The following is a 22223-nucleotide window of genomic DNA, read 5'->3' as shown; positions in this document are numbered from 1 at the left end:
AAATTTTAGGCAAATACGCAGAATCCCTTATTTTTGGAAACTTTTGGCAAATTCTTATCATTCAACTTTCGGAATATTTGCGAATGAAAAATATACGTTACTTTTTATTGGCCAGCCTGTTTGCAGGGTTTGCCCACGTTGCTCAAGCCCAGTTGCCTGTTCCCGAAAATGGCGTACAGGACAAACGCCCCAACGCGTACGCTTTCACCAACGCCACTTTGTACTTGGACTACAAAACCAGCCTTACCAACGCTACTATTATTGTGCGTAATGGCCGCGTGGAAGCCGCAGGGCAAGGCATTTCTGTTCCCAACGGACTCAAAACCATTGATTTAAAAGGGAAATTTATTTATCCTTCGTTCATAGATTTGGTCAGCGAATACGGTATGCCAGCCGTCAAACGCACCGAGCAACATTCCTTTGCCCCACAATTCAATTCCAACAAAGAAGGTGCGTATTACTGGAATGAGGCCATCAGAGCCGAAAATAACGCCGCCGACCAGTTCAACCCCAACGGCCAAGCCGCCGACGAGTTGCGCCGCTTAGGATTCGGGACAGTGCTTACGCAGCAAGCCAACGGCATCGCGCGAGGCACATCGGCACTGGTGAGTTTGGCCGACCAAAAACCACAACAAAGTTTGCTCCGCGCCAAAGCCGCCACAGGTTACAGTTTCAGCAAAGGCACAAGCGGCCAAGAATATCCTTCGTCGCTGATGGGCAGCATCGCACTTTTGCGCCAAACGTTTTTGGACGCGCAGTATTACAAGCAAAATCCGAGCGTTGAGCGCAATTTGTCGTTGGAAGCTCTTAATCAAAACGCGGCCTTGCCTGCCATTTTTGAGGCTGGCGACAAATACAATGTGTTGCGTGCCGACCGCGTGGGCGATGAGTTTGGGGTACAATTTGTAATAAAAGGCAAAGGCAATGAATATCAGCGAATTGAGGAAATAAAAGCCACACAAGCAACGCTTATTTTGCCTATCAATTTTCCTGATGCTTACGATGTAGAAAATCCATTTGAGGCGCAATCCGTTGGCCTTGCCGAAATGTTGCATTGGGAAAACGCACCCAAAAATCCCGCGCTTTTAGCCCAAAAACAAGTGCCGTTTTGCCTGACTGCCGCAGGGTTGAAAGATAAAAAAGCATTTTTGGCGCAATTGCGTAAAGCAGTCAGCAGCGGACTTTCGGAAGCCGACGCACTCAAAGCCCTGACACTTACACCCGCCAACATCCTGAAATACAACGAATTGGGCAACCTAAATAAAGGTTCTTTTGCCAACTTTTTCATTGCTTCAGGCAATATTTTTAAAGACGAAACCAGTATTTTGGAAAATGTGGTGCAAGGCGAGCGTTACACGTTCACGGACGTAGAAACGCCTGATATGCGCGGCATTTACGAACTGACTTTGGGGCAATTGCCAACGCTCAAACTCGAAGTTTCGGGCAAGTTGGAGCAACCTAATTTTAAAATAACACAGCCTTCGGACACCATGCCCGTGCGCGTAAAAGCCAACGTAAAGCAAAAAGATGTAACACTTTCTTTTGACCTTACGCCCAAAGACAGCAGCGGCGATATTCGCCTGTCGGGTTGGTTTGCAGCCAGTTCCTTCAAAGGCGATGGACAGTTGCCAGACGGATCTTGGGTAAAATGGCAAGCACGCTATAAAGAGGCTGCACCCGCCAAACCGCAAGCCCCCAAGCCCGAACAAAAAAGCGAGCCGCTTACGTCCTCTTACTTTTTGCCTTACGTCCAAAAAGATTTGAGCAATAACGTATTGATTACCAATGCAACAGTCTGGACAAACGAGGCCGACGGCAAACTGGAAAATACAGATGTGTTGGTAGAAAACGGCAAGATTAGCAAAATCGGAAAAGGCCTTTCGGCTGGTTCGGGCGTGCGCGTAATCAATGCACAAGGCAAACACTTGACGGCTGGCATTATAGACGAACACTCGCACATTGCCATTAGCGGCGGCGTAAACGAAGGCTCAAACGCCGTAACCGCCGAAGTGCGCATCGGTGATGTGTTGGACGGCGATGACATGGACATTTATCGCCAATTGGCGGGCGGCGTGGTAGCCTCGCAACTTTTGCACGGTTCGGCCAATCCTGTGGGCGGCCAATCGGCTCTTATCAAATTGCGTTGGGGCAACGCTCCCGAACAACTCAAAATTGAGGGCGCAGACGGTTTTATCAAATTTGCGTTGGGCGAAAACGTAAAACAATCCAATTGGGGCGATTTCAATACGGTTCGTTTTCCGCAAACACGCATGGGCGTAGAACAAGTTTATCTGGACGCTTTTGGCCGCGCCAAAGAATACAATGCCACTTGGCAAAAATTTGCGCAAGCCAAAAACAAAAAAGCCCCTGCCCCGTACAGAAGTTTGCAATTAGAAACGCTGGCCGAGATTTTGAATAGCAAACGTTTCATTACGTGTCACTCTTACGTGCAATCCGAAATTAATATGCTCATGCACGTGGCCGACTCGATGGGCTTCAAAGTCAATACGTTTACGCATATTTTGGAAGGCTATAAAGTGGCCGACAAAATGAAAAAACACAACGTGGGCGGCTCAACTTTCGCCGATTGGTGGGCCTACAAAATGGAAGTAAAAGATGCCATTCCGTACAATGCGGCCATTATGCACAAAGTCGGTATCACGACGGCCATCAACTCCGACGATGCCGAAATGGCGCGTCGCCTCAACCAAGAAGCAGGCAAAACCATGAAATATGGCGGCGTAAGCGAAGAAGATGCCCTCAAAATGGTAACGCTCAATCCCGCCAAATTGCTGCACTTAGACAAGCGCATGGGCAGCATTGCCGTTGGGAAAGATGCGGATTTGGTGGTGTGGAATAACTCACCCGTTTCGATTTATGCACGTCCCGAACAGACTTTCGTAGAAGGCAAATGTTTGTTTGACCAAGAAAAAGATAAAGAAGGTCAAGCACTTATTGCCAAAGAACGCCAACGACTCATACAAAAAATGCTCAAAGCCAAGCAACAAGGCGGCGCAACGCAAGCCCCTGCCTCATCGCCTAAGCATCGTTGGCACTGCGAAGACCTCGACCATTACGAAGGCGAATAATTCAGCCTCCCGAACCGATAAGGAACATAAAACCTTATCGGTTTTTTATTGTGTATTGAATAAATATATTTTATATAATTCCACAAACAAATCTGCTATTTTGAGCATTGGTAAAAACTTTCAATAAACCATTTTGGAAATGAAAAAAATAAAAACGGCGTTGCTTTCCTACGGAATGTCGGGCAAAGTGTTTCATGCGCCTTTCCTGACGCTGCATCAGGGTTTTGAGCTAATGGGGGCGTGGGAGAGGAGCAAAAAACTTATTCAACAAGATTATCCAACCGTAAAAAGTTATGATTCTTTAGACGAATTGTTGGCCGACGAAGTGGATTTGGTGGTGGTAAATACGCCCATCGACACGCATTTTGATTATACCAAACAAGTGCTGTTGGCGGGCAAACATGCTTTGGTAGAAAAGGCTTTTACCACGACAGCCGCACAAGCCGAAGCGTTGCAGCAACTTGCCCAAGAAAAAGGCTTGAAATTAACGGTTTATCAAAATAGGCGTTGGGACAGCGACCTGAAAACCGTCAAGAAAGTGTTGGAAGATGGTGTTTTGGGTGAAATTGTAGAAGCCGAAATCCGATTTGACCGTTATAATCCTGCGTTGAGTCCGAAGCTCTGGAAAGAGTCCGACAACGCGGGGGCGGGTGTGCTCATGGATTTGGGTTCGCACCTAATAGACCAAGCCTTGTATTTGTTTGGTTATCCGCAAGCCGTGTTTGCGGACATTCGCCGCCTGCGCGAAAACTCTCAAATTGATGATAATATTGATATTTTGCTGTACTACACCGACAAACGTGTACGACTACACGCAGGATTTTTTAACAGAGAAATGACCCCTTCGTATGTGTTGCAAGGTCGGAAAGGTACGTTTTTGAAACACCGCGCCGACGTGCAGGAAGATACGCTCAAAACGGGTGCAAAACCCAACCTAACGGACTGGGGAACAGAGCCGCCAGAAAAAGCAGGTTTGCTGTATACGGAAATAAACGGGCAGGTGCTGCGCCAAACCGTCCCGACCCAGCAAGGCAACTATTACGATTTGTTTGAGGGTGTTTATCAATCCATTACCCAAAACGTACCCGAACCCGTAACCGCCGCCGAAGGCCTGCAAGTGATGCACGTGATAGAAGCGGCCATGCGCAGCAGCCAAACCAAACAAGTGGTTCAGTTGTAGCTTAAATAGCTGAAAATTAAAGTTTTAAACCTTGTAAATTTGGCAACAAAAAAGCCGCCTTGTTGGGGCGGCTTTGGTTTTTTATAAGTTGGCAGTTGCCTGTGTTTTGGGAGCTTCTCTAAACTCTTCGTCTTGGTATTTGGACGGGCATTTCATCAAAATTTTGTCGGCGATAAACACGTTTTTTTCGTTATAACCGCCAATAATTACGATTTGCTCGCTACGCTCAAAATCCTGTGGTTTTGGGTTGGCGTACACTACTTTTTGCGTCAGGCCGTTTTGGTCGGTCAGGTCAAACGAAAAATAGTTGGGGTCGAGTTGCGGGTCATAAACCATGCCTGCAATTTTACCATCGCCACTTTTAGGCAACTTGCCTACTACGTGGATTTTGGAGTTGTTGCCGTTGGCGGCCATTTCTTTGGCTTGCCCAAACGACACATACGAACTGGCATTGCCTGTGGTCGAGATGATTACGCCAATGGCAATAGCAATAACAACGATACCTATGATATGGGTTATTTTCATAACAATGAATAAAATATAACTAACAAAAGAACTTGCGATGCAACCAATTAGTTCTGCTGTCCGATTTCTTTTTCCAATTTGCTAATCTTGCGGTCGAGGGTGGCCATGTAAGCAGCCATTCCCAAAATAATGATAGATGCCACCGTAATTACGACATAAATTTTGCCATCGGCACGGAATTTATCGGCCATTTCTACCTGAGCATTTGGCATTTGCGCCCACACGTTTTGCCCGAACACTACCAGATTGAGCAGCAACAGTAAGAATACTTTTTTCATACACTAAGATTTTAATTTTTGTTCCAAACGACGCACCCGAATGCGCAACGAAGCAATCCAAACGCCCAAGAGCGTCCAGCCCAACACGGCAGGATAAAACACTTTACGCAACTGACTGTCAAGGTCGTAGCTGTTAAAGCCAGGGTTTCCGCCATTGCCTGGGTGCAGCGAGTCGGTTAGGCGCGGCAAAATGAAAATAAGCGGAATGAAGACCGCAAACGCAAAAATATTATAAACCGCCGCAATGCGTGCGCGTTGTTGTTCGTCTTCTAAAGAGTTGCGCAGCACCAAATACGCCAAATAAATCAGCATTCCGATGGCTGCCGCATTGAGTTTTGGATCGTTGGTCCACCAGTCGCCCCACGTAAAACGCGCCCAAACACTGCCTGTCGTCAGTCCCAGCACACCGCACAAAATGCCCATGTTGGCCATTTCGACGGCTACCGTATCGTGGTCTAAAATATTGGAACGCAAATATTTAACAGAATAAACGACCGAAACCGTAAGCAAAATCATCATCGCAAACCACATGGCCACGTGAAAATATAGGTTGCGAATCGTTTCGTTCAGGATTGGTAAATGTGGCACATTGCCCAAAAAACCCATTGTTACTGTATAGAGCAAAAGCACGATGGCCAAAGCCTTCCACCAATGTTGTTTCATCATCAAAAAAATAAAGTAAAGCCTGAAATGCGGCCATTTATTGTACAAGAATAAAACCCAGACTTTGTGGGCGGTAAGGCCTGTAAAAGTCTGGGTAAGAATGAATTACTCTTCGTCCTCGTCGTCGTGGCGGAACGAATAATAAGTTGGGTCTAATTTCAAGTTGCCCGACGTGTAGTCTTTCACGAACTCATCAATTACTTCTTCCGTAATTTCGTCCACGTTCAAGCTGGCTTCAAGACCGATGCCGTATTCAAAATCCGTATCAAGTACCACTTCTTCGCGCACTTTCACAGATTCTTCTTCCTCCAACTCGTCCATTATTTCAGCTTTGAAAAGCTCTACTTCTTCGTTTACTTCGGCAGGTTCAATGATGTTTCCGTCTTCATCTTCCTCATAATCAAAAGGTTTGTAGCTTGGAAACTGCTTCATGGCTTTTTCTTCGGCTATTTCATAAAGTTTGCTGCTGTGCGCCAATTGTAGCGTATAAATCACGGCATCAAAAATTACGTCTTTGCCATTGTGTTGGCCTACAAAGAGAACGTGCGCAAATTCCAGTTCTTCGCTCTGAATTTCGTCGTCATTATAAATAAAAGAATAGCCCGTGTGTTTAATTTGCTCACGAACCAGTGCAATTTCTTGGGGGTCAAAGCCTTTGTTTTGCATTTTTTTGGCTAAAGAAATAAGATATTGGATTGTTTCTTGAAGTAAAATCTTCAATTCGGCACAAATATAAGCAGAGATTTGATAGGACAAGCATTTGAAATGCCAACCTGTCAAAATACAAATAACCGATTGGTAAATTTAAAAACAATCGCTTGGTTTTTAGGGATTTTCGGCACGCAATTGCGCTATTTGTTCAGGGCTTAGGCCAGTGTGTTTGGCAATTTCTGCATCTGCCAGATGCGTAGAAAAAAGGCTTTTGGCAAATTTGATTCTTTCGTCTTTTCTCACACGTTCTTCTGCTTCCAGCTTGAGTGTCAGGGCTTCACTGGCTTTCACGTGCAGATAATCCAAATAGCGATTGTAACCGTAATAATCCTCTTTATCCAAACGCATTACGTCCAAAACCTCTTTGGCTTCGGCCAGCCCTTTGGCCTGAAACTCGTCTTTTACTTCGCTATTTTTCAAGAAATAAATCCATTCGTCGAGTCGGTCTTTGGCCACGTCGTCAAACTGATTTACTTTGATAATGTAGTATTCGGGGAAAATGTCCGAGATGTTTTGTTTAGAAAAAGTCTCTTTCTGTTTGCCCGAAAGTTGCAAAATATCTTTTTGGTGCAAGCCCTCAAAATTGGTCGTGCCTCTGTAAACGTAGTCTTTGCCTTGTCCCAAATCAAAATAGACAATGTTTACGGAAATCACTTTTTTGATGTCGGAGTAGGGCTGTCCTAACGTTAGATTTTCGGTCAAAACTTTAGATGCGCCATAAGCCATACGATGAAAATAGTCAATTTCGTAGGTGTTCTGAATTTCAATAATGACTAATTCGTTTTTGGAATTTTGGGTCAGAAGGTCCACGCGGTTGTATTTGTCGTCGTCAAATTCCTGATTTCCTTCGCTTTCCAGAATTTCTTGGATTTTAATATCATCAAAAAGCAGCTCAGACAAAAAGCCTTCCAGCACCACAAAATTAGCTTTGTTGCGAAGCAATTTCTTCACTGCCCAATCAAAATGAATTAGTTTTTTGCTCATCAGCTTTGTAGATTTTCGGCCTCAAAGATACGAAAATACGTGTAATTGGTTTTCTTTTTAGTCCGAGCGTTTGCCAAAATACGCTTTGTAAGTCAGCAAGATACCAATGGCGATGAGCAGCAATTCTACGGCCAGTGCGGAATTGTCGTTGTGAAACTGGCGTTGGTAGGTTTGTGGAAAAAACATTCTGGCTATGCCCAATAACATTCCTAACCAGCCCGTCATGGTGATAAGCACTGGCCATTTCCAAACCCAAACCGAATGCTGCCGAACGATGGCCAACCCCGCGATAAAAAGCAGTGTACCAGACATATACACTAAAGGCGTGATTTGGGTGTCATAAAGGCTTGGATTCCAAAAACGTGTTTCTGACCCTACCATCACAAGGAGCGAAGGGCCAATGATGCCAGCCAAAGAAATAGATTTGTTCATACAGAATTGCTTGACAATGAATGACTTTTGTTTGAATTATAATGTTCAAAGGTAAGTTATTCCAGCGGTTCAATCTTGAAAAGTACGTTATAAATTTGATTGGAAGGGTTAATAAAATACATTTTTTTGCTTCTGTACAAAACCCATCGGGTGGAGGTTTTGCCGTCAGTGGTTCTGGATTCTTCGCGCTTGGTGTTGGCTTCGTAGATATAAATTTCTCCGCCGTTTTCGTCGGGAGCTTTCCAACTTGGCGGCCCTTCGGCCAAAATTAAGGATTGTTTGGTTTGGCCTTGCCATGTTTTTAAAAGCGATTTGCGAACGTTACAGCTCAAGCATAACAACACGAAAAGCAGGTATATTTTATTCATGCGAGTAGGAGAGGAGATTGTTATTTTATTGCTTCAAGACAATTATGATGCCAAAAATAATTGTAAAAAATCCTGATTGTCCTATAAACTAAAACTCGTTATTTTGGAGTTTTATAGAAAAAACACTGCCTTTATGAAATACTGGTTTACGACTGCTTTTCTTTTTTTGTTGGGAATAAAAACAATGGCGCAAGGCGTTTCATTTCGTCCCGAAAACGCCCCAAACTTAGTTGATGCCAACAACAACGCGTTGCCGTTGGCGTGGCTTGGCGGCCTAAACTCGCCCCAATTTTCGACCATCAAACTCAACGCCGACGACTGGGAAGACTTAGTCGTTTTTGACCGCAGCAACTCCAAACTCTACACGCTCATCACGCACCAGAACACAGACGGAACATTTTCGTACACCTATCACCCTGAATATGAGGTATGTTTTCCATCCATGCAACATTGGATGGCACTGCGCGACTACGACGGCGACGGCAAAAAAGATATTTTCATGTGGGGAACACTTGGGATAAAAGTGTATAGAAATACCACACTTACGACAGGGCAACCCTCTTTCACGCAGGTATCTAACGGCCTGATGTCCACGTCATTTTCGGGCAACCCGCTGTTGCTCACCGTGGACGGCACGGACTACCCGTCCATTATTGACATAGACAACGACGGCGATTTGGATTTTATCAATTTTGAATTTGCGGGTTCTACGCTCGAATGGCACAAAAATACGTCCATCGAAACCACAGGCACAGCGGGACTGACTTACCAGAAAAATGGTTGTTGGGGCGAAACTGCCAAATCCACTGACTGCGGCGACTACATGACGGGCATCGTGTGCAAAAGCGACGGCGGTGGCCGCTTGGCCGCGCCTCAAAACATCAACCACAACGGCGCGACGGCGTTGGTACTAAACCTCGACGGCGACAACGATTATGACGTATTGGCGGGTGAATTTCATTGTCAAAAGCTGACGGCTTTAATCAATGGCGGCGGCGCAAATCCCGCAAATGCAGCCATCGAAACTGTAACTTACGGCTATCCTGCGGCCAATCCAGTAGATTATTATGTTTTCCCGACAGCTTATTATCAGGACATTAACGCCGATGGCAAGCGTGATTTGCTCGTAAGCCCCAGTACCTACACCAACGACGAAAACCTAATGGATTTGTCGGCTTCCGTATGGCTCTACGAAAATACGGGAACAGATGCCGCGCCTAATTTCGTGTGGCAACGCAACAATTTTTTGCAGCATTTGGGCATTGATCTGGGCGAAGAAGCCGCGCCAGCGTTCGCGGACATGGACGCAGACGGCGACCTTGACCTTTTCGTGGGACACAGAGGCACGCTTTCTAACAATGTTTTTGCAGGAACGGTAGTGGTGTATGAAAATATTGGCAGCAGCACGCAACCCATTTTCAGATTATACAACGATAATTTTTTGACAATCAGAAGTTTAGGTCTGCGAAACATCAAACCGCTTTTTGGTTATTTGAACGACGATGCGGCACTGGATTTTGCTTTTATAGGCTCAACGGCCAGCGGCACAACCCAAATTTTTTATTACCAAAACACCGCCGCAGCGAGTGCTCCATTAGCTTACACGGCCAGCACTTCGCCGAGTGTGCTACCAGTAACCTGTTCGGCGGGTGATGCACCTAATTTTACGCACCTAAATGGCGATGCGCTTTCTGATTTGTTGATTGGCAAGGCCAACGGCTCTATTTATTCCATTATAAATCAAAGTGTTGGCAATAATTTAGCTTTTACACAAACCTCTACCAACTTCGGGAATTTGCAAGGGACTTTGGCGTACAGTGCTACGACTGCCGTTGCGGATTTTGACCAAAACGGCCAACAAGATTTGTTGGTTTGCGATGCGGACGGCTACCTAAAACTATATGCCGACTTCCTGAATGTGCCTGCACTAGTGGCCGATACAACCTTGTTTGAGACGACTCTCAGCCCTGCGTACACGCAAGAATATTTCGGGACGTTGGCCTACCCTGCGGCGGCAGATCTCGACGGCGACTCTTTCCCCGACTTGTTTTTGGGTTTGAAAACGGGCGGTTTGGCGTATCGCCGCAATACCACGAATGTCCCGCTTTCGGCCAACAATCAGTTACCCAAAACCGTATGGCAAATTGCCCCCAATCCGAGCTACGATAATATTCGGGTGGCAGGTATTACGCGCCCGACCACGTACCAACTCACCGATGCGCAAGGCCGCGTATTGAAGCAAGATACGCTGATGCCCGACGCGCAACTACCCATCAGCGATTTGGCCGAAGGAATATATTTTCTGCGACTCACGGACGCGGCGCAACACAGCGTTTTGAAGTTTATGAAGCAGTAGGTCAGTACGGAAATAGACGATACAAAAACTTGCAAATAATTTCATATTTTATTTGCAAGTTTTTGCTATGTTTCGGATTTTGCAGAAGAATGACAAACAAGGTGTTTGCCTGAGTAACTATGATTATATTTATCTTGAGTTTGAAAAATAAATAAAATCATATAAAATCTAAAAATAAATACAAAATGCCAGCCAATATCAATTATTTATATAATTTCAAAAATCCAATACGATACTTCATTCAGATAGATAATCTACAATATCCTCGTAATATAGAAAATATGCCAATAGATTATTTAGCATGGAGTGAGCCTTTTAAATTTAGAATAAAAAAAACAAATGATAGTAAAAGAACACTAAAAATACCTAACATATTAAATTTTAATGCTGCGTATTATAAGTTTAAAAATTACCCTCATTTTGACAATATACAAGAATCTGATGATAAGCATAAAAGATTATCTGCCGATTTGGAAATAGGTGAATTTAAAACAGGTGAATTTGAACGACAATTAGCTTTAGATTTTAACAATCTATCTACTTTTGATACTTTATTAAAAGTAGATATAAAAGAATATTACGGAAGGATATACACACATAAATTAGACTTTGCCCATAGTGATGATGAAAGATTTTTATCAAACTTAAATATAGGGGCTACTAATGGTCTATTAATGGGCAATTATTTATCATTATATTTTGCTGAAAAATATTTAAGTAAAATAAGCAAAGAAATAGAAAAAAATATAGAAGAAAAAGGTATTAACTGCAAATTTTCTTACTTTTCTGATGATTTTTATTTCTTTTGTAATAAGAGAGACCATAAAGACATAATATCATTGTACGAAAAAATACTAGATAATTATGAATTAGAAAGAAATGATTTGAAAGTAGAAATTTGGACATATGAAACGTTCAATAGTTACAATATTATCGAACGATATTGGAGAAAAATTGTATCGTATTGTAATGAAAAAATAAAAGCTGAATCGAGTAAAAATAAATTAGTTTTTATAAATCAAATTATCTATAGAATTGCAAATATTCAAGATGATAAAATGAAAAAAACTTTTATTAATAATTTTTTTAAAAATATTTATTTTGTACAATTAGACTTGTCAAAATTTATGGTAACAGATTATAATAATCATCAATTGTTGTATCTATATAAGCTATCTCCAGAGGCATTACTTTATTCTATTTCTAAATTTAGACAAATGAATAAATTTGATTACAATAAATTTAAATTATTTTTTGAGATAAGGTATGAAGAATCACTAAAAGATTTATATCATGACGAACAATTATATTATTATTTTGCAATTAAAATTTATGGTTTTGATGACCTATTACAGCCAATGAAAGAATTAGTTATTAAATCTGAAAATCAAGTTTTAATATCTTACTATCTAAAAGAGAACCTATTTTCAGAGGAAGATTTAAGTTTTTTACAAAGCTTTAAAGATGAAAAATTCTGGTTTCAAAACTATCATTTAATTATATTTAAGAATGATTTACGTAATAATTTAACAGAAAGTATAACGAAATATCTAGTGCCAAAATCATGTAAAAAAGAAAAACAAAAAGAAAATTATATAAATTTTTATAAAGATAATATCGTCTCTAATAATACTTTAATTAGGGATATTAATAACGTAGATACAACCATAAAGAGTTATCTAGAAAAAAAGATAAATAAGGAAGCTGACGAATGATAGCAATACTTATAACACATATTTCTGTGAAATAATGCTGCAATTTCCATTTCTGATTTAACAACAATATGAAAGCTAAATATTTGAATCCATTTACGGACTTCGGATTTAAAAAAATCTTTGGTGAGGAAGCCAGTAAGCCACTGCTTATTGATTTCTTAAATGCCCTATTGCCTAACACATATAAAATAGTTGATTTAACCTTCAAAAATAACGAACAACTTGGCCAAACAGACCTTGACAGAAAAGCTATTTATGATATTTATTGCGAAAACGAAAAAGGTGAAAAATTTATCGTAGAGCTTCAGAAAGCCAAGCAAAATTATTTTAAAGAAAGAACTGTTTATTATTCAACGTTTCCGATTAGAGAACAAGCCGAAAAAGGAGAATGGAATTATAATTTAAAAGCTGTTTATTGCATTGGTATTTTAGATTTTACTTTTGACGACTACGAAACAGAACCAGAAAAAAATGAAGTGGTTCACACCATCAAACTAAAAAATCAGCACGGCAAAATATTTTATGATAAACTTACTTTTATTTACATTGAAGTTCCCAATTTTCTGAAGACAGACAGCGAACTTAACACACGCTTAGACAAGTGGTTGTATTTTATCAAGCACTTGGAAGATTTCCAGACAATGCCCAATATATTTTCAGATGAAGTGTTTAGTCAGGCATTTGAAAAAGCAGAATTGGCAAAGTTTGGGCAAACAGAGCTGGCAAATTATGAAAATAGCCTGAAGGTTTACAGGGATTTGAAAAGTGTGATTGAGTCTGCTTTTGACGAAGGAAAACTTGAAATGATTAGGGCATTCAAAAAGGCAGGGGCTTCTATTGATACCATTATTCAAGCAACTGGCCTCACGAAAGAAGAAATCGAAAGGCTTTAACCGCAACTATTGCACTGCGATACCAATCCAACGGTATCGCTTTTTGTTTTTCGGGGTTTCACCCTTTTTGTACCAAAAGTTTGAATACCTTTGTCGGTGTATTATTTTTCAAACTTTTTAGCGTATATGTCTGACATTCTGATTCTTAATGCTTTGATGGTAAACGAAGGCGAAGTAAAACCCGCCGACGTTTTGGTAAAAAATGGCCGCATTGAACAAATAGGCCGCAATCTTTCGCATTTGTCTGCCCGCAAAGTCATAGACGCGACAGGCTTGCATTTGTTGGCGGGTTGCATCGACGACCAAGTGCATTTTCGGGAACCTGGCCTTACGCACAAAGCCACCATCGCCAGCGAAGCACGCGCGGCAGTAGCTGGCGGCGTTACTTCTTTCATGGAAATGCCCAACACACAGCCCGCAACGCTTACGCAAGAGCTTTTGGAACAAAAATACCAAACGGCGGCGGCGGGTTCTCTGGCCAATTATTCGTTTTTTATGGGGGCTTCCAACGACAATTTGGAGGAAGTTTTGAAAACCAATACCGAAAATGTATGCGGAATTAAAGTGTTTATGGGTTCTTCTACGGGCAATATGCTCGTGGACAATGCCCAGACTTTAGAGCAACTTTTTGCCGCTTCGCCCATGCTCATCGCCACACACTGCGAAGACGAAGCCACTATCCGCAGACATCTACAACATTACCAAGATACAGCCACTGAGCCACTGACCGCCAAATTTCACCCCATTATCCGCGATACAGAAGCCTGTTGGTTGTCTTCGTCGCTGGCCGTGGACTTGGCCAAAAAACACGGCACAAGGTTGCACATTTTGCATATCAGCACGGCCAAAGAATTGACTTTGTTCGACAACAAACTGCCACTTTCGGAAAAGAAAATCACGGCGGAAGTCTGCGTGCATCACTTGTGGTTTTCGTCGGAAGATTACGACACGCTCGGCAACCTGATTAAATGCAATCCTGCTATCAAAGAGGCCTTTAACCGCGAAGCACTTTGGCAAGCATTGACCGACGACCGCCTCGACATCGTGGCCACCGACCACGCGCCACACACACTCGCCGAAAAACAACAACCCTATTTGCAAGCTCCGTCGGGGCTGCCTTTGGTGCAACATTCGTTGCTAATGATGCTCGAAGCCGCCCAACAAGGCCGCATTAGTTTGCCGCGTGTAGTTGAGAAAATGGCACATGCTCCAGCGCAATGTTTTCAGGTGCGCGAACGTGGCTTTATTCGCGAAGGTTATTGGGCAGATTTGGTGTTGGTGGACTTGAACAAACCTTATACCGTTGGCGCAGACAATATTTATTATCAATGTGGTTGGTCGCCGCTGCAAGGTCATACCTTCTCTTCGAGCGTGCGCCACACGATTGTTTCGGGACATTTGGCGTACTCTGATGGCGCATTCGACATGAGCCAAACAGGCAAACGACTTCTTTTTGATAGAGCCTAAAACGTTTTTTTAACAATAAAAAACGCCTGATAGAAATACGAATCTGTCAGGCGTTTTTGGTTGAGATTTTATGTGATTTAACTACAAAGATACCAAGCCTAAAGGCTTTGTGATTGATACGACTAATTTCAAATCCGTTAGGATTGAAATATTTGTAGTAAAGAAATTGAAATAAAAACACTAATTCAGATTCAGGCTGCGAAATTCGTTGGGCGTAGAACCTGTTTTTTGCTTGAATAGCCGCGTGAAATGTTGCTGATATTTGAACCCCAACTCGGTGGCCACATCGTTGAGGCTTTTGGACGAGTCGAATATCTTTACTTTGGCCTCGTCGATGAGCTTGTTTTGAATATATTCTAAGGCCGTCGTGCCTGTTTCTTTCTTGATAAGGTCACCAAAATAATTGGACGACAGGCAAAGTTGTTCGGCGCACCACGTCACCGTAGGCAAACCCAAATCACCTGATTTGCCCGACTGAAAATAATCGTTCAGGAGATTTTCAAAACGTACCAAAATATCTTTGTTGACGTTGCTGCGCGTGATGAATTGGCGGTCATAAAAACGCATACTGTAATTTAAAAGCAATTCAATATTTGAAACAATCAGCGTTTTGCTGTGCTTGTCAATGTTCTGACTCATTTCAAAGGCGATTTTCTTAAAGCAATCTTCCACCATTTTTCTTTCCTTTTTGGACATGTGGAGGGCTTCTTTTACCTCATACGAAAAAAACGAATACGATTTGATGCCCTTGTTTAAAGCCGTGCCCGCCAACAAATCTGGGTGAAAAATCAAGGCCATACCCGACGGTTTGGCTTTCAGTCCGTTGCTATCCACGCCGTACAATTGCCCTGGCGAAATGAATACCAACGTGCCGTCTTCGTAGTCGTAATAACTGTTGCCGTATATCATATTGCCGCACTTGACATTTTTCAGAAAAATGGCATATACGCCCATGTACAACCGATAACTCTGTATTTCGGGGAGCTTGTCAAAATCCACGATACTTACCAGCGGATGCAGCGTGTCCACACCCAAACGGCTGTTATAATCTTTTACGCTATCAATTCTTATTACTTGCTGTTCCATGTCCGTATTAGTTACAGCACAAAGGTAGCAATACGGATTTTCTTAATAATTACAATCCGTAAAACTGGTAAATAATACTGTATTCTGTATAAAAGTACTCTAACAGTTAATAAAGAACTTTGTGATATAGAAAATCAACGCATTATTTCTTTTCAAAAAGGAAATAGCATAACCAGTACTTGCTTGAATATCAATGAGTAATAAAAGCATTTTTGAAAGGGATAAATTAGGGGAAATGATTCGGCTCGACGACGCTCAATATCCTGAATTGTTGCAGGTAATTAAAAAAGCGATGCGCACAATAGCCAAATTAAACACACTGGTTACTGATGACGCAACTCAAATCAACCAAGTGTTTGAAGAGCTTATTGGCCAAAAAGTAGATGAGGCGTTTTTTCTAATTCCACCATTTTACACTGATTTTGGAGAGAATATTCGTATTGGAAAAAATGTGTTTGTAAATCACGCTTGTACGTTTATGGACAGAGGCGGCATTACGCTGGAAGACAATGTTTTAATTGGGCCAAAAGTGAATTTAATCACCACGAATCATCCATTAAACCCCGCCGACCGTAAAGCCACGATTTCTACGCCAATTATCATCAAAAAAGGGGCATGGATTGGCGCAGGTGCAACTGTATTGGGCGGTGTTACGGTGGGCGAAAATGCCGTGGTGGCAGCTGGTGCTGTGGTATCTAAGGATGTGCCAGACAATGTAGTCGTGGCGGGAATACCCGCTAAAATCATAAAAACCATATCAGATGAGCGTCTTTCGAAATGATTTATTCCGTTACAAAGCAAGACTTTGGTACGCATTAATGTTTTTGTTCGGCCTTGTGGCCTGCAAAGAAAATAACTCTGCGGCCTTTCCCAGCAATCATTTGACCAATAACAATGAAATGAAAATTAAAATCACGGTCGGGAATGCGGTAGCTACTGCCGTTTTGTACGACAATCCCACCAGCAGGGATTTTGCCGCAAGGCTTCCGCTTACCTTACACATGGAAGACTACAACAAAACCGAAAAAATCGTGGTCTTGGCCTCGCCGCTTACCTCTGAAAGTGCGGCTTCTGGTTTTGATCCTTCCGCTGGAGACCTCACGTATTATGAGCCATGGGGAAATATAGCCTTGTTTTATAAAGATTTTGGCTATTCCAACGGCTTGATTTCGTTGGGAAAAATCGTGTCAGGCCTCTCTATTTTTGAAGGCAAAGACACGATAACCGTAACATTTGAATTAGACAAATAAGTAATTACTTTTATATAAAAAAATGATAACCAGCAATTTATTATTTTCAGCAGAAGAATTGGCAGCCATCATCCAAGCCGATGATTTGAAAATATCACCTTTCCGAACCGATGGTGTTTCTTATGGCACACCTACTTGGATTTGGGCCGTAGCCGTCGAAGGTCAGTTGTATGTACGGGCCTATCATGGCAAAAATAGTCGTTGGTATCAGGCCGCCATTGCGCAGAAAGCAGGCCGTATTCATGCAGCCCAAATGGTTAAAAATGTAGCGTTTGAGCCTGTCGCGGATTCGTCTCTCAACGACAGGATAAATGAGGCATACAAACAAAAATATAGTGGTAGCCCGTATTTGCCGCCCATGATCAGTGGCCGCGCCAATGAAGCTACCATTCGCATCATTCCGATAGCATCTTAACTAATCCCTTTTCATACAACTATTATGGCAGAAGAAAAAAACAACGCGTCGTCTCGGCGCAAATTTATTCAACAAACGGCACTGGTTGGCGCAGGTGCGATGCTGGCCAGTCCTCTACAACTTTTTTCACAAAATAACGAATTGACTATGAGCAAAAACATCAAATCAAGAGGCTACGCCGCCAAAGACAATTCGGGCAAACTGAGTGCTTGGGAATTCGAACGCCGTCCCGTAGGCGACAACGACATTTTGATAGACATCAAATACGCCAGCATTTGCCATTCGGACATTCACCAAATGAAAGGCGATTGGGGGCCGCAACAATACCCGCAAGTGCCAGGCCACGAGATTGTGGGCGTGGTGTCGGCAGTCGGAAAAAACGTTACGAAATTCAAGGTAGGCGACCGTGCGGGCGTGGGCTGCATGGTGGATAGCTGTATGCAATGCGACAGTTGCAAGCACGGCGAAGAGCATTATTGCGAAAAAGGCCAAACACTTTTTACCTATGGCAACCCCGACAAAACCGCCCCAACAGGCATTACGCAAGGCGGATATTCCAATAACATTGTGGTAAGAGACCATTTTGCCGTACATATTCCTGCGCATATCAGTTTCCAAGAAGCCGCGCCGTTGCTTTGTGCAGGCATCACGACGTACTCGCCGCTCATGCAAGCCAACTTTAAGGTAGGCGACAAAGTGGGCGTTGCGGGCGTGGGCGGTTTGGGGCATTTGGCCGTAAAACTTGCTGTTTCCAAAGGGGCGGAAGTTTATGCGTTCACGACCTCAGCCGACAAAGTGAAAGATATTTTGGCGTGGGGCGCGAAAGAAGTCGTTGTGGTAGATAATCTTGCCAAATTAACTCCGTACAAAGCCAAGTTGGATTATATGATTTCCACGATTCCCGCGCAATTTGATGTAGCCGCGTATGCTTCTACCGTGAAACCTTACGGGCATTTTACGCAAGTGGGAATGCCCGTAGGCTTCCAGCTTAATCTTAGTAACATTGGTTTGGCGATGTCGCGCGTAAACTTCAACGCCTCCCTGATTGGCGGCATTCCAGAGACGCAAGAAGTGATACACTATTGCGCTGACAACAACGTATTGCCTCAAATTCAGGTGATTAAAGCCAACGAAATAAACGACGCTTGGACAAAAGTATTGAACAAACAAGCGCGTTACAGATATGTGATAGATGCATCTTCATTTTAGTGTTATTCCTGTTTAGGTAATTAAAAAATATAGCGAATAAAAAAAGCCACCTACGTTTGTAAGTGGCTTTTTTTGTGGTGTTAAAATATTGATTTAGAATCGTTTCATCACAATTACGCCGCCAATGATAAGCAACATCCCGAGTATGCGCCCAAGACTGATGGGCTGGAATGGCGTACCCATGATTTGAAAATGTTCCATGAGCAAGGAAAGCAACAGTTGCCCCGCCACCACCAAACCAAACGTAAGCCCCGGACCGATGCGCGGAAAAACCAAAACGATGACCGTTACATAAAACGCGCCCAGCAAACCGCCCGCCCAAGCGTAAGAAGGTGCTTCTTTTAATCCTTTCCACGAAACATTTTGGGAGGTAAACAAAATGTACAAAATAAGCGTACAAACGCCCACCGCAAACGAAATCATAGACGCGTGAACGGGACTGCCGCCAGCTTTGGCCATTTTGCCGTTCATGCTGGCCTGTATTGGCAAAAAAGCACCTGCCACGAAAGCCAATATTATCCAAAGGATTCTTTCCATTATATTTTTAGAATAGTAAACTAATTGAATTTGGAGGCAAAGGTATACAGAAGGCGCATTTGTTTATGCTAAACCATATAAAATTAGACCTGATGTTTGGAGGGATAAGACTTTAGTTCAAAAAAGTGAAAACCCCACCTTCTGATTGTTAGTAAAGGTGGGGTTTTCGCTTTTATATCAGTAGAAGATTAGCGATTACGAAGCGTAGAGGCACGTACTTTCAAATGGTCGCTGATTAGTTCTGTTTTAGGTTCGAAATTGTCGGGCGACTCTATTTGATTGATGAGCAAGCGTGCAGCCGTGCGACCAATTTCAAAACTTGGCTGTACGAAAGAGGTAAGTGCAGGCTCGATTACTTCTGCGATAGGTTCGTCGCAGAAGCCCGCCACGCCTATTTCGTTTGGAATATGCAAGCCCGCTTTCTTGATTTCGAGCATGGCACCAATGGCAACCAAGTCATTGACACCAAAAATAGCGTCTGGGCGGTTGGCTGGGTCGGCCAATAATTGCAGAGCCGCTTCTTTACCATCTTCGATGTTAAAACCTTGTTGTATGGTCCATTCTTCTACCACAGGCAAACCATGTTTTTTGAGCGCGGCCACATAACCCGAATGGCGCAACTGACTCAAAAGGAGTGGGGCTGGGCCTCCGATGTGGGCAATGCGTTTATAGCCCATTTCGATAAGATGCTCGACAGTGGCAAAAGCTGCTTCGTAATCGTCAAAAATTACTTTGCTGGCCTCAATTTCTTCGCAAACGCGGTCAAAAAAGACCAAAGGTACTTCGCGACGTTTTAGTACGTTAAAGTGTTCTGTTTGAGAAGTTTGCTTTGATACTGAAACCAAAATGCCATCTACTTTGCTGGAAAGAAGTGTTTTGGTATTGACTACTTCGCGTTCGTAGCTTTCGTTGGACTGGCATACAATTACGTTATAGCCCGCTTTGTAGGCAATGTCTTCTATCCCGCTAATGGCATCAGCAAAAAAGTGATGTGCAATTTCTGGTACAATGACACCAATGGTAAACGTGCGGCTTTGGCGCAGGCTCTGGGCTATGGTGTTCGGGCGGTAGTCGAGGCGTTCGGCTAAGGCCTGCACTTGTTCAATGGTTGCTTTACTTATTTGCGGATTATTCTTCAGTGCACGCGAAACGGTAGAAGGTGAAATGTTTAGTTCGCGAGCTATATCTTTAATAGTGATGGGATCTTTCATTTTTTTGGTCGAATTAAGATTGATGGCCTAAAATGTATTAGTGCTAAAAATTAAACGTAACTACAAAGTTATAAAAAGCGTTTTGCATTTGCGTTGCGTTCTTTGAAAAAAAGCAATCAAAAATTTAAGCCTTGTACATTAGGTGGTTTTAATATTGTGTTTGTTGGCTAATAGCTTTTGGGGGAGCATCATTGTGCTTTATACTAAGCAATGTTTTTATGCAATTTTTTTCAAAAAAACGCAATTTTATTGGGAGACATAGTGTCAAACAGCCGAATTTCCATAACTTTGCACTGTGGTAATATCCACTAAGATATTTCTAATTAAATATTTTTTTGATTCAATAAGATGGCAACCAACAGAACATTCACCATGGTAAAGCCCGACGCTTTCGGCGACGGTAACACAGGCGCGATTACTCAAATGATTGAAGCGGCTGGCTTCAAAATCGTAGCTATGAAATTAACTCGTCTTTCTGCTGAGGCGGCTGGCAAATTCTACAAAGTACACAATGAGCGTCCTTTCTACAAAGATTTGTGTGCTTATATGTCGTCTGGCCCAATCGTGGCGATGATTCTTGAAAAAGACAACGCAGTGTCAGATTTCCGCAAACTTATCGGTGCTACCAACCCTGCAAACGCTGAAGAAGGAACTATCCGTAAACGTTTCGCGAAATCTATCGAAGCCAACGCCGTACACGGTTCTGACTCAGACGAAAATGCCGAAATCGAAGGTAGCTTCTTTTTCTCAGGCTTGGAGCGCGTAAGCTAATCCGCTGACTTTTAGGTTTTTCCTAAAACAAAAATCCTTCTTATAGCTGCTGGCCGTAAGAAGGATTTTTGTTTTGGCACTAAATATTTTTATTCAAAATTGAGGTAGAAGGTTACCGCATGCGTCGTGAGTTTGTTCACGCTGCGTGAATACATATTGCTGTCTTGCTCCTTGATGTCTTGCATGCCATGCGAGAAACGAATTTCGGGCGAAAATTTAAACATCGGATAGTACAAATCAAATCCGAAGCCATATTCCAGCGAAAAATCCGAAGAAGTAGTACGCATAAAGGCCGTTGGGTCAAGCTCTTCGCGTTTTACGCCAATCTCAAAGGCTGGTTTGATGCCGCCGATGATGTACATACGCGTGTTGCCGCGACGCACGGATTTGTATTTGACCAACAACGGAAATTCCATGTAACTATACGTGGACTGGTTCAGGTGTGCCGCTTCGTGGCCGTCTCTGAATCTAAAATCGATTTGGCGTTGGTAAAATGAAACCGTCGGCAGCAAACGGAAGTCAAATTGGTCGTGCAAACGCACGTTCAGAATAAAGCCCGTCGTAAAACCCATGAATTTGCGGGGTTCGATGCCCAACATCACCGAATCGTCTGGCAATTTGGTGTTGTTGAGTTGGTCAATGAAATAAGGCGAGTGTTTTACATTAAGCGAAGTGTTATTGATAGCCACAAAAAAGCCGTAATGCAGCGGCTTTAAGTCATAATTGGGCAAATTGTTGCCTTTACGGCCTGCGCCATAGCTTTTGTGTTTTCTTTTTTGCTTCTCCTCCGATTTGTTTTGAGCTTGTGCGGCCACTGTTAGCAAGCAAGCGGCTAACAAAATACACGAATTTCTCCAAAATTTACGCACGATATTATTAGTAGTGATAAGTAAAATCCTATAAACCTGTTCTTGTGCTTGGTTTCGCAACCAAAACGCTAAAGTAGTGAATGAAAACGGTTTTTAACAAAAAAAAGTATTTGGTGGGCTTCGTGTATTTTATGTTTTTGTGTAAAAGGTTGGTTGTTAAGCGTTGTTTTGGGTCGCTATGGGCTTTAGAGCACAAAGTTCTGTGCCGCACATC

General features: G+C 42.8%; 22 protein-coding genes. 11 read left to right on the top strand and 11 right to left on the bottom strand.

The window, feature by feature from the left end:
• Nucleotides 1-83: 83 nt before the first annotated feature.
• Together BM090_RS10035 and BM090_RS10030 are read left to right on the top strand one after the other, a co-directional pair.
• Nucleotides 84-3089: an amidohydrolase family protein gene (locus tag BM090_RS10035; protein WP_091511837.1), complete on the top strand. Its 3006-nt coding sequence runs from the start codon at nucleotides 84-86 to the stop codon at nucleotides 3087-3089.
• Between the two features lie 139 nt (nucleotides 3090-3228).
• Nucleotides 3229-4269: a Gfo/Idh/MocA family oxidoreductase gene (locus tag BM090_RS10030; protein ID WP_091511834.1), complete on the top strand. Its 1041-nt coding sequence runs from the start codon at nucleotides 3229-3231 to the stop codon at nucleotides 4267-4269.
• An 81-nt stretch (nucleotides 4270-4350) separates the two neighbouring features.
• Here BM090_RS10030 and BM090_RS10025 read toward each other — a convergent pair whose 3' ends face one another.
• The 7 genes from BM090_RS10025 to BM090_RS09995 form a co-directional block, all read right to left on the bottom strand.
• On the bottom strand, nucleotides 4351-4794 hold the full coding sequence (locus tag BM090_RS10025) for a cytochrome c maturation protein CcmE domain-containing protein (RefSeq protein ID WP_091511831.1): 444 nt from the start codon (nucleotides 4792-4794) through the stop codon (nucleotides 4351-4353).
• A 47-nt stretch (nucleotides 4795-4841) separates the two neighbouring features.
• Complete coding sequence (locus BM090_RS10020; protein WP_091511828.1) at nucleotides 4842-5072, bottom strand: CcmD family protein; 231 nt, start codon at nucleotides 5070-5072, stop codon at nucleotides 4842-4844.
• A gap of 3 nt (nucleotides 5073-5075) precedes the next feature.
• Nucleotides 5076-5735 (bottom strand): cytochrome c biogenesis protein CcsA, encoded by a 660-nt coding sequence (ccsA, locus tag BM090_RS10015; RefSeq protein ID WP_091511824.1) that lies wholly within the window; start codon nucleotides 5733-5735, stop codon nucleotides 5076-5078.
• Between the two features lie 105 nt (nucleotides 5736-5840).
• Nucleotides 5841-6401, bottom strand: coding sequence for a hypothetical protein (locus BM090_RS10010; RefSeq protein WP_143083941.1), 561 nt, complete (start codon nucleotides 6399-6401; stop codon nucleotides 5841-5843).
• Nucleotides 6402-6560: 159 nt separating this feature from the next.
• Nucleotides 6561-7430: an Rpn family recombination-promoting nuclease/putative transposase gene (locus tag BM090_RS10005; RefSeq protein WP_091511817.1), complete on the bottom strand. Its 870-nt coding sequence runs from the start codon at nucleotides 7428-7430 to the stop codon at nucleotides 6561-6563.
• Nucleotides 7431-7487: 57 nt separating this feature from the next.
• Nucleotides 7488-7862, bottom strand: coding sequence for a hypothetical protein (locus tag BM090_RS10000; protein WP_091511813.1), 375 nt, complete (start codon nucleotides 7860-7862; stop codon nucleotides 7488-7490).
• Between the two features lie 56 nt (nucleotides 7863-7918).
• Nucleotides 7919-8230, bottom strand: a complete 312-nt coding sequence (locus BM090_RS09995) for a hypothetical protein (protein ID WP_143083940.1) — start codon at nucleotides 8228-8230, stop codon at nucleotides 7919-7921.
• A 133-nt stretch (nucleotides 8231-8363) separates the two neighbouring features.
• On the opposite strand from BM090_RS09995, the gene BM090_RS09990 reads away from it, so the two are divergent.
• The 4 genes from BM090_RS09990 (at nucleotide 8364) to BM090_RS09975 (ending at nucleotide 14661) form a co-directional block, all read left to right on the top strand.
• Entirely contained in the window at nucleotides 8364-10586 is a 2223-nt protein-coding gene (locus BM090_RS09990; protein WP_091511806.1) for a T9SS type A sorting domain-containing protein, read from the top strand.
• A 185-nt stretch (nucleotides 10587-10771) separates the two neighbouring features.
• Nucleotides 10772-12301 (top strand): reverse transcriptase family protein, encoded by a 1530-nt coding sequence (locus BM090_RS09985; RefSeq protein WP_091511802.1) that lies wholly within the window; start codon nucleotides 10772-10774, stop codon nucleotides 12299-12301.
• 68 nt (nucleotides 12302-12369) lie between these two features.
• Nucleotides 12370-13194: an Rpn family recombination-promoting nuclease/putative transposase gene (locus tag BM090_RS09980; RefSeq protein ID WP_091511798.1), complete on the top strand. Its 825-nt coding sequence runs from the start codon at nucleotides 12370-12372 to the stop codon at nucleotides 13192-13194.
• 126 nt (nucleotides 13195-13320) lie between these two features.
• The gene (locus BM090_RS09975) at nucleotides 13321-14661 is read left to right on the top strand and encodes a dihydroorotase (RefSeq protein WP_091511795.1); all 1341 of its coding nucleotides are present in this window, start codon (nucleotides 13321-13323) and stop codon (nucleotides 14659-14661) included.
• A 180-nt stretch (nucleotides 14662-14841) separates the two neighbouring features.
• Here BM090_RS09975 and BM090_RS09970 read toward each other — a convergent pair whose 3' ends face one another.
• Nucleotides 14842-15747, bottom strand: a complete 906-nt coding sequence (locus BM090_RS09970) for a helix-turn-helix domain-containing protein (protein ID WP_091511791.1) — start codon at nucleotides 15745-15747, stop codon at nucleotides 14842-14844.
• Between the two features lie 193 nt (nucleotides 15748-15940).
• On the opposite strand from BM090_RS09970, the gene BM090_RS09965 reads away from it, so the two are divergent.
• From BM090_RS09965 to BM090_RS09950, 4 genes are read left to right on the top strand one after another with little or no spacing between them, the layout of a single operon-like run.
• On the top strand, nucleotides 15941-16528 hold the full coding sequence (locus tag BM090_RS09965; protein ID WP_091511788.1) for a DapH/DapD/GlmU-related protein: 588 nt from the start codon (nucleotides 15941-15943) through the stop codon (nucleotides 16526-16528).
• Nucleotides 16509-16997, top strand: a complete 489-nt coding sequence (locus tag BM090_RS09960) for a cyclophilin-like fold protein (RefSeq protein ID WP_221405375.1) — start codon at nucleotides 16509-16511, stop codon at nucleotides 16995-16997. Before BM090_RS09965 ends, BM090_RS09960 begins: the two co-directional genes overlap by 20 nt.
• Nucleotides 16998-17019: 22 nt before the next feature.
• Nucleotides 17020-17412: a DUF2255 family protein gene (locus BM090_RS09955; protein WP_091511784.1), complete on the top strand. Its 393-nt coding sequence runs from the start codon at nucleotides 17020-17022 to the stop codon at nucleotides 17410-17412.
• A 24-nt stretch (nucleotides 17413-17436) separates the two neighbouring features.
• Complete coding sequence (locus BM090_RS09950; RefSeq protein ID WP_091511780.1) at nucleotides 17437-18621, top strand: NAD(P)-dependent alcohol dehydrogenase; 1185 nt, start codon at nucleotides 17437-17439, stop codon at nucleotides 18619-18621.
• A 93-nt stretch (nucleotides 18622-18714) separates the two neighbouring features.
• Here BM090_RS09950 and BM090_RS09945 read toward each other — a convergent pair whose 3' ends face one another.
• Together BM090_RS09945 and BM090_RS09940 are read right to left on the bottom strand one after the other, a co-directional pair.
• Entirely contained in the window at nucleotides 18715-19158 is a 444-nt protein-coding gene (locus BM090_RS09945; RefSeq protein WP_091511776.1) for a DMT family transporter, read from the bottom strand.
• Nucleotides 19159-19346: 188 nt separating this feature from the next.
• Nucleotides 19347-20369 carry a LacI family DNA-binding transcriptional regulator gene (locus BM090_RS09940; protein ID WP_091511773.1) on the bottom strand — a complete coding sequence of 341 codons (1023 nt, stop codon included), beginning with the start codon at nucleotides 20367-20369 and terminating at the stop codon, nucleotides 19347-19349.
• Between the two features lie 348 nt (nucleotides 20370-20717).
• Between BM090_RS09940 and BM090_RS09935 the strand changes: the two genes are divergently transcribed.
• Nucleotides 20718-21140 carry a nucleoside-diphosphate kinase gene (locus BM090_RS09935; RefSeq protein WP_091511770.1) on the top strand — a complete coding sequence of 141 codons (423 nt, stop codon included), beginning with the start codon at nucleotides 20718-20720 and terminating at the stop codon, nucleotides 21138-21140.
• A gap of 89 nt (nucleotides 21141-21229) precedes the next feature.
• Here the strand turns inward: BM090_RS09935 and porT are convergent, their stop codons facing one another.
• Nucleotides 21230-22009, bottom strand: a complete 780-nt coding sequence (gene porT / locus BM090_RS09930) for a type IX secretion/gliding motility protein PorT/SprT (RefSeq protein WP_177199900.1) — start codon at nucleotides 22007-22009, stop codon at nucleotides 21230-21232.
• Nucleotides 22010-22223: the final 214 nt, after the last annotated feature.

Source organism: Flexibacter flexilis DSM 6793, assembly GCF_900112255.1.
Classification (GTDB): domain Bacteria; phylum Bacteroidota; class Bacteroidia; order Cytophagales; family Flexibacteraceae; genus Flexibacter; species Flexibacter flexilis.
This window is presented reverse-complemented; position numbering and strand designations above follow the sequence as displayed.

Bases quoted from the DNA above. Each gene is read 5' to 3' on its own strand.
- BM090_RS10035 (WP_091511837.1), top strand. From the start codon at position 84: ATGAAAAATATACGTTACTTTTTATTGGCCAGCCTGTTTGCAGGGTTT.
- BM090_RS10030 (WP_091511834.1), top strand. From the start codon at position 3,229: ATGAAAAAAATAAAAACGGCGTTGCTTTCCTACGGAATGTCGGGCAAA.
- BM090_RS10025 (WP_091511831.1), bottom strand. From the start codon at position 4,794: ATGAAAATAACCCATATCATAGGTATCGTTGTTATTGCTATTGCCATT.
- BM090_RS10020 (WP_091511828.1), bottom strand. From the start codon at position 5,072: ATGAAAAAAGTATTCTTACTGTTGCTGCTCAATCTGGTAGTGTTCGGG.
- ccsA (WP_091511824.1), bottom strand. From the start codon at position 5,735: ATGAAACAACATTGGTGGAAGGCTTTGGCCATCGTGCTTTTGCTCTAT.
- BM090_RS10010 (WP_143083941.1), bottom strand. From the start codon at position 6,401: ATGCAAAACAAAGGCTTTGACCCCCAAGAAATTGCACTGGTTCGTGAG.
- BM090_RS10005 (WP_091511817.1), bottom strand. From the start codon at position 7,430: ATGAGCAAAAAACTAATTCATTTTGATTGGGCAGTGAAGAAATTGCTT.
- BM090_RS10000 (WP_091511813.1), bottom strand. From the start codon at position 7,862: ATGAACAAATCTATTTCTTTGGCTGGCATCATTGGCCCTTCGCTCCTT.
- BM090_RS09995 (WP_143083940.1), bottom strand. From the start codon at position 8,230: ATGAATAAAATATACCTGCTTTTCGTGTTGTTATGCTTGAGCTGTAAC.
- BM090_RS09990 (WP_091511806.1), top strand. From the start codon at position 8,364: ATGAAATACTGGTTTACGACTGCTTTTCTTTTTTTGTTGGGAATAAAA.
- BM090_RS09985 (WP_091511802.1), top strand. From the start codon at position 10,772: ATGCCAGCCAATATCAATTATTTATATAATTTCAAAAATCCAATACGA.
- BM090_RS09980 (WP_091511798.1), top strand. From the start codon at position 12,370: ATGAAAGCTAAATATTTGAATCCATTTACGGACTTCGGATTTAAAAAA.
- BM090_RS09975 (WP_091511795.1), top strand. From the start codon at position 13,321: ATGTCTGACATTCTGATTCTTAATGCTTTGATGGTAAACGAAGGCGAA.
- BM090_RS09970 (WP_091511791.1), bottom strand. From the start codon at position 15,747: ATGGAACAGCAAGTAATAAGAATTGATAGCGTAAAAGATTATAACAGC.
- BM090_RS09965 (WP_091511788.1), top strand. From the start codon at position 15,941: ATGAGTAATAAAAGCATTTTTGAAAGGGATAAATTAGGGGAAATGATT.
- BM090_RS09960 (WP_221405375.1), top strand. From the start codon at position 16,509: ATGAGCGTCTTTCGAAATGATTTATTCCGTTACAAAGCAAGACTTTGG.
- BM090_RS09955 (WP_091511784.1), top strand. From the start codon at position 17,020: ATGATAACCAGCAATTTATTATTTTCAGCAGAAGAATTGGCAGCCATC.
- BM090_RS09950 (WP_091511780.1), top strand. From the start codon at position 17,437: ATGGCAGAAGAAAAAAACAACGCGTCGTCTCGGCGCAAATTTATTCAA.
- BM090_RS09945 (WP_091511776.1), bottom strand. From the start codon at position 19,158: ATGGAAAGAATCCTTTGGATAATATTGGCTTTCGTGGCAGGTGCTTTT.
- BM090_RS09940 (WP_091511773.1), bottom strand. From the start codon at position 20,369: ATGAAAGATCCCATCACTATTAAAGATATAGCTCGCGAACTAAACATT.
- BM090_RS09935 (WP_091511770.1), top strand. From the start codon at position 20,718: ATGGCAACCAACAGAACATTCACCATGGTAAAGCCCGACGCTTTCGGC.